Genomic DNA, 15,979 nt, shown 5'->3' on the forward strand with positions numbered 1-15,979 from the left:
CCGATGCGCTCTCTTACCCTCCATCTGAAAGTCCTGATCACCGTACTGGTGCTACTGGGTGTGGCGGTCACGGCTTACCAGATCTTCTTCCTCGGCATCCCGGTGACCGAGGATGAAACCGACGACCTGTGGAACATCGACGCCAAGGTCGAGTTCGTGGCCAGCACCAAGGACCCGGTCAAGGTGCAGATGTTCGTGCCACCGCTGAACCGAGACTACGTCAGCCTCAACGAGAGCTTCATCTCCAACAACTACGGGGTGAGCGTCAACCGTGCCGACGGTAACCGCAAGGTCACCTGGTCGGCCCGTCGCGCCAACGGCAACCAGACCCTGTATTACCGCCTGGTGCTGACCAAACGCTACAGCAACGAGAAGACCACGGTCAAAGGCCCGACCTTCCGTGACAGCCTGGCTATCGAAGGCCCCGAGAAAATCGCCGCCGAAGCCCTGATGGCGCCGATTCGCCAGCACTCTGCCGACGTCGAGACCTTCGTCAGCGAGACCATCAAGCGGGTCAACAACCTCAACGACGACAACGTAAAGCTGCTGCTGGCCGGCGACACCTCGCCGATGAAGAAGGCTCAGGTCATCGATCTGCTGTTGTCCATCGCCCACGTGCCGATGGAAAAGGTGCACACCATCCGCCTGGTGGCTGATACCCCGCAAACCCCGGAACTGTGGCTGCGCAGCTTCAACGGAAACGACTGGCTGTACTTCAACCCGGACACCGGCGAACAAGGCCTGCCCAACGACCGCCTGCTATGGTGGACCGGTGACGACAACCTGATCACCGTCGATGGCGGCAAGAAGGCCAACGTCACCTTCAGCATGAACAACAGCGAGATGAACGCCATCCGCCTGGCCAAGCTGACCGACGAGAACACCGACGCCGACTTCCTCGAGTATTCACTGTACAGCCTGCCGTTGCAGACCCAGCAAACCTTCATGATCATGGTGATGATCCCGATCGGCGTGCTGGTGATCCTGGTGCTGCGCAACCTGATCGGCCTGCAGACCCTGGGCACCTTCACCCCGGTGCTGATCGCCCTGGCCTTCCGCGAGACCCAGCTGGGCTTCGGCATCGTGCTGTTCACGGTGATTACCGCCCTTGGCCTGTCGCTACGCTCGTACCTGGAACACCTCAAGCTGCAAATGCTGCCACGCCTGTCGGTGGTGCTGACTTTCGTCGTGGTGCTGATCGCCGCCATCAGCCTGTTCAGCCACAAGCTGGGCCTTGAGCGCGGGCTGTCGGTTGCATTGTTCCCGATGGTGATCCTGACCATGACCATCGAGCGCCTGTCCATCACCTGGGAAGAGCGTGGCGGTGGCCATGCCATGAAAGTGGCCATCGGCACCCTGTTTGCAGCCTCTTTGGCGCACCTGCTGATGATGGTGCCGGAGCTGGTGTACTTCGTGTTCACGTTCCCGGCCGTACTGCTGATCCTGGTGGGCTTCATGCTGGCGATGGGCCGCTACCGTGGCTACCGCCTGACCGAACTCGTGCGCTTCAAGGCATTCCTGAAGAAGGCTGACGCCTGATGTTTGGCCTGATCAAGACGTGGAAAGCCCTGGAGGCCCGGGGCATCATGGGTATCAACCGGCGCAACGCGGACTACGTGTTGAAGTACAACAAGCGCAGCTTGTACCCGATCGTCGACGACAAGATCATCACCAAGGAACGCGCCCTGGCGGCCGGTATCCATGTGCCGGAAATGTACGGCATCATCGAAACCGAGAAAGAAATCGACAAGCTCGACCAGATCATTGGGGGGCGCAGCGATTTCGTCATCAAGCCGGCGCAAGGCGCCGGCGGTGACGGCATCCTGGTGATCGCCGACCGCTTCGAGGACCGCTACCGCACGGTGTCGGGCAAAATCATCAGCCATGAGGAAATCGAACACCAGATTTCGAGCATCCTCACCGGCCTGTACTCGCTGGGCGGCCACCGCGACCGCGCGCTGATCGAGTACCGGGTTACCCCCGACCAGATCTTCAAGAGCATCAGCTACGAAGGCGTGCCGGACATCCGCATCATCGTGCTGATGGGTTACCCGGTAATGGCCATGCTGCGCTTGCCGACTCGCCAGTCCGGCGGCAAGGCCAACCTGCACCAGGGCGCCATCGGCGTGGGCGTTGACCTGGCCACCGGCGTGACCTTGCGCGGTACCTGGCTGAACAACATCATCAGCAAGCACCCGGACACCACCAATGCGGTGGATGGCGTGCAGCTGCCGAACTGGGACGGCTTCATGAAGCTGGCCGCCGGCTGCTATGAACTGTGCGGGCTGGGCTACATCGGCGTGGACATGGTGCTGGACCAGGAAAAAGGCCCGCTGATTCTGGAGCTCAACGCCCGTCCGGGCCTGAACATCCAGATTGCCAACGACTGCGGCCTGACCCAGCGCACCCACGCCATTGAGGCGCACATCGAAGCGCTGGCCAAGGATGGCATTACCGAAGATGCCGAACAGCGGGTTCGGGTAGCTCAAGGCTTGTTCGGGCACGTGCCTGGCCGCTGAACTATCGGCCATTCGCAACACAAGGCTGCTCCTACAGGTACTGCGCAGGTTTCCAGGGCTGCGCTTCAGCTGTAGGAGCAGCCTTGTGCTGCGAATGGGCCAAACACACTGTTGAATGTCGCGCCCAGCGCTAGGCGCTTTTCCTGCACAGGTCTACAATCGCCCTCCTCGCTTTTACATCGCCGTCCACACTGATGCCGACCTGTACGCTTTACCCCCTGCCCTACCAGCCTGACCCAGCCGCCTATTTCGCCCGCCTGCGCCAGGCCCCCGGCGCGATCCTGCTCGACAGCGCCCGGCCTGGCGCCGAACGCGGCCGCTTCGACCTGCTCAGCGCCTGGCCGCTGCAACAGCTGCAAGCGCACCCCGATGAACAAGGCAGCACCTTCCTCCAGCGCCTGCGCGCCGGCCTGGCCCACCTGGGCCATGCGCAACTGCCCGAAGGCAGCGAGCTACCCTTCGCCGGAGGCCTGATCGGCTACCTGAGCTACGATTTCGGCCGCCGCCTGGAACACCTGCCAAGCCTGGCCGTGGACGACCTCGGCCTACCCGACGCGCAACTGGGGCTGTATGCCTGGGCACTGGTCAGCGACCACCTGCACGGCACCAGCCAACTGGTGTTCCACCCAAGCCTGGCAGGCAGTGAACGCGAACGCCTGATCACGCTTTTCGAAGGCGACTGCAGCACTGCAAGCGGCGACTTCCAGCTGCTCGCGCCGATGGCCGGCGACCTGCAGCCCGAACAGTATCGGGCCGCCTTCGACCAGGTACAGCGCTACATCCAGGCCGGCGACTGCTACCAGATCAACCTTACCCAACGCTTTCGCGCGCCCTGCCAGGGCGATCCCTGGCGCGCCTATCAGGCCCTGCGCCAAGCTTGCCCGACGCCGTTTTCCGGCTACCAGCAACTGGCCGATGGCAGTGCCTTGCTCAGCTTCTCGCCTGAGCGCTTCATCTGCGTCAGCCAGGGGCAGGTGGAAACCCGGCCAATCAAGGGCACTCGCCCGCGCGCCAGCGACCCCATTGAAGACAAGCGCAATGCCGAGGAGCTGCTGCACAGCCCCAAGGACCGCTCGGAAAACCTGATGATCGTCGACCTGCTGCGCAACGACCTGGGGCGTACCTGCAAGATCGGTTCGGTGAAGGTACCGGAGCTGTTCAGCCTGGAGAGCTACCCCAACGTCCACCACCTGGTCAGCAGCATCACCGGCCAGCTGGCCAGCGACAAGGATGCCCTGGACCTGATCGGCGACAGCTTCCCCGGCGGCTCGATCACCGGGGCGCCGAAGATTCGCGCCATGCAGATCATCGACGAGCTGGAGCCGGCGCGCCGGGCGCTGTACTGCGGCTCGCTGCTGTATGTGGACGTGCGCGGCGAGATGGACAGCTCGATTGCCATTCGCAGCCTGCTGGTCAAGGACGGCCAGGTCAGCTGCTGGGGCGGCGGTGCGGTGGTGGCCGACTCCGAGTGGCAGGCCGAATATGAAGAGTCGATTGCCAAGGTGCGGGTGTTGATGCAGACCTTGCAGGGCCTGTGAGTCCGTCTAGCCCGCGTTTTTTTGTTACCATCACCTTACTACGAGCGCACAGCGCCACAGCCAAGATGGAAACCGCCTGATGAGCCAACCCTTCGACGTCGCCGCCCTGGCCGCGACCTACGCCAACAAGTCCCCGCAGGACATTCTCAAGCTCGCCTTCGAGCATTTTGGTGATGACCTGTGGATCTCCTTCAGCGGCGCCGAGGACGTGGTGCTGGTCGACATGGCCTGGAAGCTGAACAAGCAGGTCAAGGTGTTCAGCCTCGACACCGGCCGCCTGCACCCGGAGACCTACCGGTTCATCGACCAGGTGCGCGAGCAGTACAACCTGCCGATTGAACTGCTCAGCCCCGACCGTGCCAAACTCGACCCGTTCGTCAAGGAAAAGGGCTTGTTCAGCTTCTACAAGGACGGCCACGGCGAGTGCTGCGGCATTCGCAAGATTGAACCGCTGCGCCGTAAGCTGGCCACCGTGAGCGCCTGGGCCACCGGCCAGCGCCGCGACCAGAGCCCAGGTACCCGCAGCCAGGTCGCGGCACTGGAAATCGACAGCGCCTTCTCCACCAACGAGCGCACACTGTACAAGTTCAACCCGCTGGCGCAGATGAGCAGTGAGGAAGTGTGGGGTTATATCCGCATGCTTGAGCTGCCATACAACAGCCTGCATGAGCGCGGTTTCATCAGCATCGGCTGCGAGCCGTGCACCCGCCCGGTGCTGCCAAACCAGCATGAGCGCGAAGGGCGTTGGTGGTGGGAAGAGGCGACGCAGAAGGAGTGCGGGTTGCACGCAGGTAACTTGATCAGCAAGGCTTGAGAAAGCCGGGGCTGCTTTGCAGCCCTCTCGCGGCACAAGGCCGCTCCTACAGGAAATCGCATGTCCCTGTAGGAGCGGCCTTGTGCCGCGAAAGGGCCGCAAAGCGGCCCCGCACAATTGCGGATCAGTGCACCGGCAATTCAACGCCTGCGAACAGTTCTTCAAGCTCTTGCTTGTTATGGCACTGAATGGCCTTCGCCATCACTTCACGGGTCAGGTGCGGGGCAAACTTCTCGATGAAGTCGCACATGAAGCCACGCAGGAAGGTGCCACGACGGAAGCCGATCTTGGTAATGCTGGCTTCGAACAGCTCGCTGGCATCCAGGGCCACCAGGTCATTGTCGAGTTTGGCATCCACGGCCATACCCGCGACGATACCCACGCCCAGCCCCAGGCGCACATAGGTCTTGATCACGTCGGCGTCTGCCGCGGTAAACACCACTTTTGGCGTGAGGCCCCGGTGGTTGAAGGCTTCGTCCAGCTTCGAGCGCCCGGTGAAACCAAACACATAGGTGACGATCGGGTATTCGGCAACGGCTTCCAGGGTCAGTTTCGGCAGCTTGGCCAGCGGGTGACCCTGCGGCACCACAACACAGCGGTTCCACTTGTAGCACGGCATCATGATCAGGTCGCCGAACAGCTCCAGCGCCTCGGTGGCGATGGCGAAGTCGACCGTACCGTCCGCAGCCATCTCGGCAATCTGCATGGGCGAACCCTGGTGCATGTGCAGGGACACTTCCGGGTACTGCTTGATGAAGCTGCTGATCACCGGCGGCAAGGCATAGCGTGCCTGGGTGTGGGTGGTGGCAATGGACAGCGTGCCCTTCTTCTCGTTGGAGAACTCCTGGGCAATCTGCTTGATGCTTTCGACCTTGCGCAGGATTTCGCCGGCGGTATTGATGATGCGCTCACCGGCCGGGGTAACACGGGTCAGGTGCTTGCCGCTGCGAGCAAAGACTTCAACACCCAGTTCGTCTTCGAGCAGGCGGATCTGCTTGCTGATACCTGGCTGGGAGGTATACAGGCTCTGCGCCGTCGCGGAGACGTTGAGGTCATGGTGCGCCACTTCCCAGATGTAGCGCAGTTGTTGAAGCTTCATAGGTTTCCCTCGGTTCAGCGATGAGTCCGCAGCAGCAGGCAGCGACGATATATAACTATATTAGTGGTTCTGGAAATAAATCTAGAACTATTTTGTTACATGCCCCGTAAATGGCCCACGGCCGTCTTTACACTTTCCTACGCCCCAGATGCTGCGCCAACGGCACCATGTACACCGGCACCGGCGACAACTGCAGCAGCCGTACGGCCGTGCGCCCCAAGGGCACATCCACCCCGGCACCGGCGCTGTGGCTGCCGAAAATCAACAGGTCGACGCTCAACCGCTGCGCCTGGTCAAGGATCACCTGCGCCGGGTCGCCCTGGCGCACCCGCACCGCCTTGATCACCGCCAGGTCGGCCTCCTCGCCCAGTTCATCGCGAAAGCTCTCCAGCACGCGCTGCTCGATGTTGGCCATCACCGTGCTCACCCCCTGGCTATGCAACTGGTCGAGCGTCTGCTCATCGAGATAGCTTTGCAGGAGGGATTCGGCGAATTGCCCCATTGGCTCCACGGCATGAATCACATACAACTCGGCATTGAACGTGCGCGCCAGGGCCAGCGCGTGCTGCATCACAAAAGGGGCGTAGACACCGAGGTCGGTGGCGTACAGCATGGAGCGGATCATTCGACCTCCTCGACTGCCGTAGCGGCAGAGCAAGCTTCAGCTTAGCAGCGCGCCGGACGCACGCTTTGCCGTCCGGCGCACTGCCCCGCGTGGGCTGCAGCCCCCCACAGGAGCGCGCTGACGAGGTCAAAGCCACCCTCAGCGGCGTCGATAGCTGCGGTCGAGGAAACTCAGCGCCTGGTACAGCATCTCCATGCGCGGCAAGCTGCAGCCTGCCGCGCGTGCACGCGCCAGCGGCTCGCCATAGATAGCCTGCAGCTCCAGCGGGCGCATCAGGGCATAGTCGTGATACATGCTTGGCCAGTAGTCGGGCATGCGCCCCGTCATCTGGAACAGGTGTTCGGCATAGCCCTCCGGCAACACGTGCCCGCAGGCGGCAGCCCCTTGCACCACCTCAGCCATCAAGGCCTTGATCAAGTCACGGCTGTGGCTGCTTGCCATCAGCTCGGTGGTGCCTTCACCCAGCAGCACCGACAGGCCGTTATAAGGCACGTTCCACACCAGCTTCTGCCAGCGCGCCAAGTCCAGGTTCGGCATGGCCTGCGAATCGATGCCCGCTGCCTGGAACAACCCTGCACCTTCACTGACCACCGCGGCACCACCCTCACTGGCCGGCCCACTGTGGTAGCCCACGTTGACCGCCCCCAGGGCCTGGTGGCGAATCACACCCGGTGCGTGGCGGTTGGCGCAGATGAAGCACAGGCCGCCGAGCAGGTGCATGTCGCTGCGCAAGGCCGGGCGCAGCTGCTCCTCCACACCCAGGCCGTTCTGCAGCAGCAGAACCTTGGCGCCAGGCGCAGCAGCCTGCACGATCAAAGGCGCGAGCCGATCATTGCTGGTGGCCTTGGCACCGACCAGCAACCAGTCGCAAGGCGGCATGTCGCCAGCACTGGCATAGGCCTGCACCTTCATCTGCAGCGTACCGTGTACCGCGCTGTCCAGCGCCAACCCCTGCTCGCGTACGACCTGGTACTCACTGCGCAGCAGAAAATGCACGTCGAAACCGGCCCGGGCCAGCATCAACCCATAGAAGCCTCCAATAGCTCCGCTGCCAATGATGCCGATGCGTGGTGTGCGCGGATGCATGCCGATCTCCAGGTCAATGTCAGCTCTCTTTTTTACACAGCTTGCGCACTGTCAGCTAGCCCATGCACGCCAACGCGCCACAACAGCAGGGAAAACAGCATGCTGACGGGACTTCAGCCCATTGTCGCGCCACCCGTAACGCGCTAAGGTTCGGCTCCCCGCTGCGATTATTCTTGCTGCTGGGCCGCACGGGGATAGTTGGCGGCCGGCACCCGTGACCTGACGAGTAACACGATGGCTGATTTACCGATCGATGACTTGAACGTTGCCTCCAACGAGACCCTGATCACCCCCGATCAGCTCAAGAAGGAAATCCCCCTCAGCGCCAAGGCCCTGCAGACTGTGACTGCCGGCCGTGAAGTGGTGCGCAATATTCTCGACGGCAAGGACCATCGCCTGTTCGTCGTGGTCGGCCCTTGCTCCATCCACGACATCAAGGCCGCCCACGAATACGCCGAGCGCTTGAAGGTACTGGCCGAAGAAGTGTCCGATACGCTGTACCTGGTCATGCGTGTGTATTTCGAAAAGCCGCGCACCACTGTTGGCTGGAAAGGCCTGATCAACGACCCGTACCTGGATGACTCGTTCAAGATCCAGGATGGCCTGCACATCGGCCGCCAGTTGCTGCTGGACCTGGCCGAAATGGGCTTGCCGACCGCTACCGAAGCGCTTGACCCGATCTCCCCGCAGTACCTGCAAGACCTGATCAGCTGGTCGGCCATTGGCGCCCGCACCACCGAATCCCAGACCCACCGCGAAATGGCCTCGGGCCTGTCCTCGGCGGTCGGCTTCAAGAACGGCACCGATGGCGGCCTGACCGTTGCCATCAATGCCCTGCAGTCGGTGTCCAAGCCACACCGCTTCCTCGGCATCAACCAGGAAGGCGGCGTGTCGATCGTCACCACCAAGGGCAACCCGTATGGCCACGTGGTACTGCGCGGCGGCAACGGCAAGCCCAACTACGACTCGGTCAGTGTCGCCCTGTGCGAGCAGGACCTGGCCAAAGCCAAGATCAAGGCCAACATCATGGTCGATTGCAGCCACGCCAACTCCAACAAGGACCCGGCCCTGCAACCGCTGGTCATGGAGAACGTTGCCAACCAGATCCTCGAAGGCAACCAGTCGATCATTGGCCTGATGGTGGAAAGCCACCTGAACTGGGGCTGCCAGTCGATTCCGAAAGACCTGAACGAATTGCAGTACGGCGTCTCGATTACCGACTCGTGCATTGACTGGTCGGCGACCGAGAAAACCCTGCGCAGCATGCATGCCAAGCTCAAGGATGTGCTGCCGCAGCGTAAGCGTGGCTGATTGATGGAAAAAAGCGGGGCCGCTTCGCGCCCCATTCGCGGCACAAGGCCGCTCCTACAGGGGTATGCGATCTCCTGTAGGAGCGGCCTTGTGCCGCGAATGGGGCGCGAAGCGGCCCCCGTTTTTTATGTAAAGCGTCAGGCCTTGCTCGAATGCCGCTGCTGGCGCTCCATGTAGCGTTCCACATAGGAGCACGACGGAATCACCGTGTAGCCCATCTGCTCAGCGTACTCCAGCGCCCGCTCGGTCAGTGCGGCAGCAATCCCGCGGCCCCGCAAGGCGTTGGGCACGAAGGTGCGATAGATGTCCAGCGTCTGCTTGCCCAGATCCATGTACGTCAGATAGGCACGATGACCGTCCACGTTGGTCTCGAACTGATGACCGGCCTGGTCATGGTGGATGGTCAGCGCTTCGCTCATCACTACTCCTCGCAGGTCTTCTCGGCAGACCCATACCTTAACCAATGGTGGTTTATCCGGCGCAGAATCCTCGACGCCACCTGTTCCCCCTTCGACCTCTGGACGATTGTAAACGTTCGCAGCCCATGGCACTCACAAGATAGTAGGCGCCGCAAATGGGATTGCTCAAGGTGGCGGGGGCCAAAAATGGTGAAAATGCTCAGAAAGCGACTCTTCCCTGCACGCTCAACAGCCGCCGGATGTTGTAGGGCTTAAGACGTCGAATGACAGTTAAAGTCACCGTTAGTTCAACAAAAAAGTTCCGGTACTACAATCGCTTGCGAACCCTGCACGTTTTTTTCACACGCACGTCGCAAATCTTGTCGGCGTGACGCCAAGCCACATTTTTTTTGCAGTTCTTGCGCTCAGTCAGTTTACTTACTACAAGTAATGGGTACTATGTACGCCGGCCAGTTTCTCTTTCCTGAGAGATGGCTATTTAATAGAAAGTCCTTGAAGGGGAACACGATGAACAACGTTCTGAAATTCTCTGCTCTGGCTCTGGCCGCAGTTCTGGCTACCGGTTGCAGCAGCGTATCCAAAGAAACCGAAGCTCGTCTGACTGCGACTGAAGACGCAGCAGCTCGCGCTCAAGCTCGTGCTGACGAAGCCTACCGTAAGGCTGACGACGCACTGGCAGCCGCTCAGAAGGCTCAGCAAACCGCTGACGAAGCCAACGAGCGTGCTCTGCGTATGCTGGACAAAGCCAGCCGCAAGTAATAATCCTCACGGATTGTTAAGAAGCCGATCCACTTGTGGGTCGGCTTTTTTATTGCCTGCCAGCAAGGCAAACGCGCCTGACAGTAACGAAAAGGCCCGCACTAAAGCGGGCCGTGATGTGTCGCAATTACCTTACTGCAGTTCGGGCGGAATGCTCGACACCATTGGCGCGCCACCCTGGTTCTCGACCGGCACGGCAATTTCTACCGGCATGCCATCTTCGGCAGCCACCACGTCTCGCACCATGTCCCAGTTCATGCGCAGGTTATTGGCCAGGTCTTCACGCTTGAGCAAGGCATTGATAACGGCAGTGTGTTTGTCGACCACCGAAGGGTTACCCTGATCGTCCAGTGGCGTGTGCGCCTCCAGATAGACCTTGCCGCTGCTGATACCGAACTTGTAAGGCTCGTTGATGATGCGCACCGGAGTACCCACCGGCACCATCTTCGACAGTTCCAGCACGTTGTTGTTGAGCATACGGAAGCAGCCGTGGCTGGTACGCATGCCAATGCCGAACTTCTTGTTCGAACCATGAATCAGGTAGCCCGGCACGCCCAAGGTGAACTTGAACGGACCCAGCGGGTTGTCCGGGCCAGCCGGCACCACTGTCGGCAGGATGTCACCGTCCGCCGCGTGCTCTTTGCGGATGGAAGCGGGTGGCGTCCAGGTAGGATTCGGCGTTTTGGCGGTGATCTTGGTGTTGGCGATCGGCGAGCCCCAACCCTCTCGACCAATGCCCAGCGGGAATGTATGCACCACGTTCTGCCCTTTCGGGAAGTAGTACAGGCGGTACTCGGCCAGGTTGATGACGATGCCTTCGCGCGGGCCAGGCGGCAGCACGTAGCGGGTCGGCAGGATGATCTCGGTGCCGGCGCCCGGCAGCCAGGGGTCGACACCCGGGTTGGCGGCAATCATTTCCAGGTAACCGAGGTCGTTGGCGGTGCCGATGTCGGCGAACGTGTCCTCGTACTTTGCCTTGATCACATGCACCTGGCCGACGATATCTTCACCGGGCGGTGGCAGTGGCAGCTCCAGCGCAGCAGCGGGGCCCGCTACCAGCAGGGCGGCCAGGGACAGGCTACGGGTGACGGCAGGAAAGCGCGGCAACATCCGGTAAATCCTTCGAAAGGTGGGTCAAGAGGATCGATTGTACACCCGAGCCGATGCAAGCGGGAGGCATTGGCGTGAAGCAAGCGTTTCAGATGATGAAAGGTGCTTGCCGTTCAGCTGGCTTGCAGCTCTGGCCAGACCGGGCGCATGCCGCGCCGCTGGGCATCGAGGATGGCTCGGCACAGGTCACACAGGCGGCTATCGCGGTAGATACCGCGCGGCACCCCCGACCAACGCGGCTGCGCCGGCAGCAGGCCGCCGCACAAGGTACGGTCGACCGGCACGCCCAGCTCAAGCTGGCGGGCCACCAGATGGACGCGGATTTCCTGGCAGGCGAACAGGTCGAGCTGCTCGTCGGGCTCGATCAGTTGATAGGCATACAGGGACCAGGCAGGGCGCGGCATCGGTGGCACTCGAAACGGGGGGCGCAACATTAGCCGAAAGCCCGCCCCGTTTAAAGCATCACAGCAAGGGTTTTATCGCCGGCCAGGCATTTTCCAGCAGGCGCTGCTGGGCGCCCTGGGCCGGATGAATGCCATCGGCCTGCATCAACTCAGGCACGCCCCCTACCCCTTCGAGGAAAAACGGCACCAACGGCACCTGTTTGTCCGCAGCCAGCTGTTCATACACCTTGGCAAAAGCGGTGGTATAGCGCACCCCGTAATTGGGCGGCAGGCGCATGCCCAGCAGCACCACCTTGGCACCCGCCTGGCGCGCCCCCTCGATCATTGAGGCAAGATTTTGTTGCAATTGCGCGGGCGGTTGCCCACGCAGGCCATCGTTGCCGCCCAGCTCCAGCACCACCAGGCTCGGTTTATGCGCTGCAAGCAGCGCCGGCAGCCGCGCCTGGCCACCTGCGCTGGTGTCGCCGCTGATCGAGGCATTGACCACTTTGTCGTCGAAACCTTCGTCCTTGAGGCGGGTCTGCAACAGAGTGACCCAACCCTGGCGGGTATCCAGGCCAAAACCGGCGCTGATACTATCGCCAACAACCAGCAGTGTTCCCGCCGCCGCGCTCTGGGCCAGGCAATACAGGGCCAGACCGGCACTCAACCACCACACTCGCATCGGATTCTCCATGGGCCCCAACATACTCGTTGCGCAGAACCTTAGCAAAGTGGTCCCCAGCGCGGAAGGTGACTTGACGATCCTCCACGCACTCTCCCTCGAACTGGCCAAAGGCGACAGCCTGGCCATCGTCGGCGCCTCGGGCTCAGGCAAGTCGACCCTGCTCGGCCTGCTCGCCGGCCTCGACCGGCCCAGCGCCGGCAAGGTCATCCTCGCCGGCAACGACCTGGGGCCACTGGATGAAGACCAGCGCGCCCGGGTACGCGCCGAACATGTCGGTTTCGTGTTCCAGTCATTCCAGTTGCTCGACAGCCTCAATGCGCTGGAAAACGTCATGCTGCCACTGGAACTGGACGGCCGCCGCGATGCCCGCGAGCAGGCGCGCACCCTGCTGGAACGGGTAGGCCTCGGCAAGCGCCTGAGCCACACGCCACGCCAACTGTCGGGCGGCGAACAGCAGCGGGTAGCCATTGCCCGAGCCTTCGCCGCACAACCTGCGGTGTTGTTTGCCGACGAACCCACCGGCAACCTCGACAGCCACACGGGTGAGCGCATCAGCGACTTGCTGTTTGACTTGAACAAGGAGCGCGGTACCACCTTGGTGCTGGTCACCCATGACGAACGCCTGGCCCGGCGCTGTCGCCGCCAGATCCGCCTGGACGCGGGGCGCCTGGTGGCGCCGGTGGAGGCTTGATGAAGCACATGCCGTTGTCCCGCCTGTGCGGCCTGGCCCTGCGCCAGTTGCTGCGCGATATTCGCGCCAGCGAAGTGCGCGTGCTGTTCTTTGCCCTGCTGGTGGCGGTGGCAGCCAGTACCGCCATCGGCTACTTCGGTGCACGCCTTAACGGCGCCATGCAACTGCGCGCCAGCGAATTCCTGGGTGCCGACCTGGTGCTGCAGGGCAGCGCCCCCGCCCGCCAGCAGCAGATCGATAGCGGCACGGCACTTGGCTTACGCCACGCGCAGGTGGTCGAGTTCACCAGTGTGGTGGGCGGCGACAACGGCATCCAGCTGTCCAGCGTCAAGGCCGCCGACAGCGCCTACCCATTGCGCGGGCAAGTACGCAGCGCGCCGGCGCCCTATGCAGAGGCAACACCCGGCGGCGGCCCGGCACCTGGCGAGGCCTGGGTCGAGCCCCGCCTGTTGGCAGCGCTGGGGCTGGCGATTGGCGACAGCATCGACGTAGGCATGAAAACCCTGCGCATGAGCCGTGTGGTTACTTACGAACCGGACCGCGCCAACAACTTTTACAGCCTTACTCCGCGGGTGATGATGAACCTGGCCGACCTGGAGGCCACCGGTGTCATCCAGCCGGGCAGCAGGGTCACCTACCGCGACCTGTGGCGCGGCGATGCCGAGGCGCTGGCCCAGTACCGCCAGGGCGTGGAAAAAGACCTGGCCGCCAACCAGCGCTTGCGCGACACACGCGATGGCAACCAGCAGATCGGTGGCGCCCTGGGCAAGGCCGAACGCTACCTGAACATGGCCAGCCTGGTGGCGGTGCTGCTGGCCGGGGTCGCCGTGGCCTTGTCGGCCAGCCGTTATGCCGCACGTCGCCTGGATGCCAGCGCGCTGCTGCGTTGCCTGGGTCTCTCACGCCGCCAGGCACTGGGCCTGTATTGCCTGCAGTTGGCCATGCTCGGCCTGGTTGCCGCCCTTGCCGGCGCCCTGCTCGGCTGGCTGGCACAACTGGGCCTGTTCCGCCTGCTGCACGGCCTGCTGCCAAGCGTGGTGCCGGCAGGCGGCATCATCCCGGCCCTGGCCGGCATCGGCACCGGGTTGGTTGCACTGGCCGGTTTCGCTCTACCGCCCATTGCCGCTTTAGGCCAAGTCCCACCACTGCGGGTACTGCGCCGCGATCTGTTGCCGATCCCCCCCAGCAGCTGGTTGGTGTACGGCGCCGCGCTGTTTGCCTTGGGCCTGATCATGTGGCGCCTGAGCCTCGACCTGCTGCTCACCTTCGCGCTGCTCGGTGGCGGCCTGGTCGCCGCATTGCTGCTCGGCGGCTTGCTGTTGCTGGGCTTGCGCAGCCTGCGCCGGCTGCTGGCCGGGGCACCATTAGCCTGGCGCTTGGGGCTGGGCCAGCTGCTGCGCCACCCCACCGCCGCGGCCGGCCAGGCCTTGGCCTTCGGCCTGATCCTGCTAGCCATGGCGTTGGTCGCTCTGCTGCGAGCAGAACTGCTCGACACCTGGCAAGCCCAGCTGCCCAAGGATGCGCCCAACCATTTCGCCCTGAACATCCTCCCGGATGACCGCGAGCCGTTCGCTCAACGCCTGCACCAGGTGAATGCCGCTTCAGCACCGCTCTACCCGGTAACGCCCGGGCGCCTGGTGCAAATCAACGAGCAACCGGTACAGCAAATCGTCAGCAAGGACTCCGCAGGTGAGCGCGCCGTGCAGCGCGACCTCAGCCTTACCTGGGCCGCCGAGCTGCCCGAAGGCAATGCACTGACCGCAGGCAACTGGTGGCAAGCCTTGCCCGCCGACGACGAAACCCCTGGTGTTTCGGTGGAGGCCGAACTAGCCAGCAGCCTTAAACTGAAAATGGGCGACCTATTGACCTTCGACATCGGCGGCCAGCAACGCCAAGCCCGGGTCAGCAGCTTGCGCAGCGTGCATTGGGACAGCTTCCAGCCAAACTTCTACATGATCTTTCAGCCCGGCACACTGCAGGGGCTGCCGACCACCTACCTGACCAGCTTCTACTTGGCGCCGGGCCACGACCTGGATGTGGTGGCGCTTTCGCGGGCCTTCCCGGCGGTGACCATCCTGCAGGTGGATGCATTGCTCGACCAACTGCGCAGCATCCTCGCCCAGGTGACCCTGGCGGTAGAGTACGTGCTGCTCTTTGTGCTGGCCGCCGGGCTGGCGGTGCTGTTCGCCGGCCTGCAGGCAACGCTGGACGAACGCATTCGCCAGGGTGCCTTGCTGCGTGCGCTAGGGGCGGCGCGGCCATTGCTGGTCAAGGCACGGCGTATCGAGTTCGGCTTGCTGGGGGCGGCCAGCGGATTGTTGGCCGCAGTGGGCTGTGAGCTGATTACCCTGGTGCTGTACCGCTATGCCTTCGACTTGCAATGGACCCCGCACCCGTGGCTGCTGGTGCTGCCGCTGATGGGGGCGCTACTGGTGGGCGGTGCAGGTAAAATCAATTCATTGGCCGTAACTGATACTGTTCACATACCAGGTGGCCTCACCGGTAGGCGTGTGCACCACCACCTCATCGCCCTCCTCCTTCTTGAGCAAGGCGCGCGCCATGGGCGAGTCGATCGAGATGTAATCGTTGCGCCCGTAGATCTCGTCGTAGCCGACAATGCGAAACTTCATGGTCTCGCCATCGTCATTCTCGACCTCGACCCAGGCACCGAAAAATACCTTGCCTTCCTGCTGCGGCGAGTAGGCCACCACCTTCACATCTTCAAGACGCTTGCGCAGGTAACGCACCCGACGGTCGATTTCGCGCAACAGCTTCTTGTTGTACTGGTAATCGGCATTCTCACTGCGGTCGCCCAGCGACGCCGCCCAGGTAACCTTCTGGGTGATCTCCGGGCGATAAACTCGCCACAGGTGGTCCAGTTCTTTCTTCAGCGCCTCATGGCCTTGCGTGGTGATGATGTTGGTACTCAACAGCGCA

Annotated in this window: 15 protein-coding genes and 1 pseudogene; 8 read left to right on the top strand and 8 right to left on the bottom strand. The window is 62.5% G+C overall.

Going from position 1 to position 15,979, the window contains the following annotated elements:
• The first annotated feature begins 3 nt into the window (after positions 1-3).
• From rloB to ABI582_RS02845, 4 genes are all read left to right on the top strand, one after another.
• Positions 4-1,539, top strand: a complete 1,536-nt coding sequence (rloB, locus tag ABI582_RS02830; RefSeq protein WP_442118338.1) for an osmotic stress tolerance membrane protein RloB — start codon at positions 4-6, stop codon at positions 1,537-1,539.
• Entirely contained in the window at positions 1,539-2,519 is a 981-nt protein-coding gene (locus ABI582_RS02835; protein ID WP_442118339.1) for an alpha-L-glutamate ligase-like protein, read from the top strand. Before rloB ends, ABI582_RS02835 begins: the two co-directional genes overlap by 1 nt.
• Before the next feature lie 194 nt (positions 2,520-2,713).
• Positions 2,714-4,057, top strand: coding sequence for an aminodeoxychorismate synthase component I (gene pabB, locus ABI582_RS02840; RefSeq protein WP_442118340.1), 1,344 nt, complete (start codon positions 2,714-2,716; stop codon positions 4,055-4,057).
• 79 nt (positions 4,058-4,136) lie between these two features.
• Positions 4,137-4,871, top strand: coding sequence for a phosphoadenylyl-sulfate reductase (locus ABI582_RS02845; protein ID WP_442118341.1), 735 nt, complete (start codon positions 4,137-4,139; stop codon positions 4,869-4,871).
• A gap of 124 nt (positions 4,872-4,995) precedes the next feature.
• Here ABI582_RS02845 and cysB read toward each other — a convergent pair whose 3' ends face one another.
• The 3 genes from cysB to ABI582_RS02860 form a co-directional block, all read right to left on the bottom strand.
• Positions 4,996-5,970 carry an HTH-type transcriptional regulator CysB gene (cysB, locus tag ABI582_RS02850; protein ID WP_016485905.1) on the bottom strand — a complete coding sequence of 325 codons (975 nt, stop codon included), beginning with the start codon at positions 5,968-5,970 and terminating at the stop codon, positions 4,996-4,998.
• Positions 5,971-6,097: 127 nt separating this feature from the next.
• Entirely contained in the window at positions 6,098-6,595 is a 498-nt protein-coding gene (locus ABI582_RS02855) for a universal stress protein (protein ID WP_016485904.1), read from the bottom strand.
• Positions 6,596-6,733: 138 nt separating this feature from the next.
• Positions 6,734-7,681 (bottom strand): putative 2-dehydropantoate 2-reductase, encoded by a 948-nt coding sequence (locus ABI582_RS02860; RefSeq protein ID WP_442118342.1) that lies wholly within the window; start codon positions 7,679-7,681, stop codon positions 6,734-6,736.
• 234 nt (positions 7,682-7,915) lie between these two features.
• On the opposite strand from ABI582_RS02860, the gene ABI582_RS02865 reads away from it, so the two are divergent.
• A complete protein-coding gene (locus ABI582_RS02865; protein ID WP_016485902.1) occupies positions 7,916-8,992 on the top strand; it encodes a 3-deoxy-7-phosphoheptulonate synthase in 1,077 nt (358 codons plus the stop codon).
• A gap of 137 nt (positions 8,993-9,129) precedes the next feature.
• Here the strand turns inward: ABI582_RS02865 and ABI582_RS02870 are convergent, their stop codons facing one another.
• The gene (locus ABI582_RS02870) at positions 9,130-9,411 is read right to left on the bottom strand and encodes a GNAT family N-acetyltransferase (protein ID WP_003250290.1); all 282 of its coding nucleotides are present in this window, start codon (positions 9,409-9,411) and stop codon (positions 9,130-9,132) included.
• A 507-nt stretch (positions 9,412-9,918) separates the two neighbouring features.
• On the opposite strand from ABI582_RS02870, the gene oprI reads away from it, so the two are divergent.
• Positions 9,919-10,170, top strand: coding sequence for an outer membrane lipoprotei OprI (oprI, locus tag ABI582_RS02875; RefSeq protein WP_003259780.1), 252 nt, complete (start codon positions 9,919-9,921; stop codon positions 10,168-10,170).
• 132 nt (positions 10,171-10,302) lie between these two features.
• Here the strand turns inward: oprI and ABI582_RS02880 are convergent, their stop codons facing one another.
• The 3 genes from ABI582_RS02880 to ABI582_RS02890 form a co-directional block, all read right to left on the bottom strand.
• Positions 10,303-11,280 (bottom strand): L,D-transpeptidase family protein, encoded by a 978-nt coding sequence (locus tag ABI582_RS02880; protein WP_442118343.1) that lies wholly within the window; start codon positions 11,278-11,280, stop codon positions 10,303-10,305.
• A gap of 113 nt (positions 11,281-11,393) precedes the next feature.
• Positions 11,394-11,684 carry a hypothetical protein gene (locus ABI582_RS02885; protein WP_368976383.1) on the bottom strand — a complete coding sequence of 97 codons (291 nt, stop codon included), beginning with the start codon at positions 11,682-11,684 and terminating at the stop codon, positions 11,394-11,396.
• A gap of 58 nt (positions 11,685-11,742) precedes the next feature.
• Positions 11,743-12,348 (bottom strand): arylesterase, encoded by a 606-nt coding sequence (locus ABI582_RS02890; RefSeq protein ID WP_016500544.1) that lies wholly within the window; start codon positions 12,346-12,348, stop codon positions 11,743-11,745.
• Positions 12,349-12,358: 10 nt separating this feature from the next.
• Here ABI582_RS02890 and ABI582_RS02895 point away from each other — a divergent pair, with 10 nt between their 5' ends.
• Positions 12,359-13,042: an ABC transporter ATP-binding protein gene (locus tag ABI582_RS02895; RefSeq protein WP_338746776.1), complete on the top strand. Its 684-nt coding sequence runs from the start codon at positions 12,359-12,361 to the stop codon at positions 13,040-13,042.
• Positions 13,042-15,501: pseudogene (locus ABI582_RS02900) on the top strand (ABC transporter permease); the annotation flags it as partial. The gene ABI582_RS02895 and the pseudogene ABI582_RS02900, both read left to right, overlap by 1 nt.
• Here ABI582_RS02900 and greB read toward each other — a convergent pair.
• Positions 15,499-15,972 carry a transcription elongation factor GreB gene (gene greB / locus ABI582_RS02905; RefSeq protein WP_442118431.1) on the bottom strand — a complete coding sequence of 158 codons (474 nt, stop codon included), beginning with the start codon at positions 15,970-15,972 and terminating at the stop codon, positions 15,499-15,501. The pseudogene ABI582_RS02900 and the gene greB sit on opposite strands and share 3 nt — an antisense overlap.
• Positions 15,973-15,979: the final 7 nt, after the last annotated feature.

It is taken from the genome of Pseudomonas sp. SAS7 (genome assembly GCF_052112345.1).
Lineage (GTDB): Bacteria > Pseudomonadota > Gammaproteobacteria > Pseudomonadales > Pseudomonadaceae > Aquipseudomonas > Aquipseudomonas putida_Q.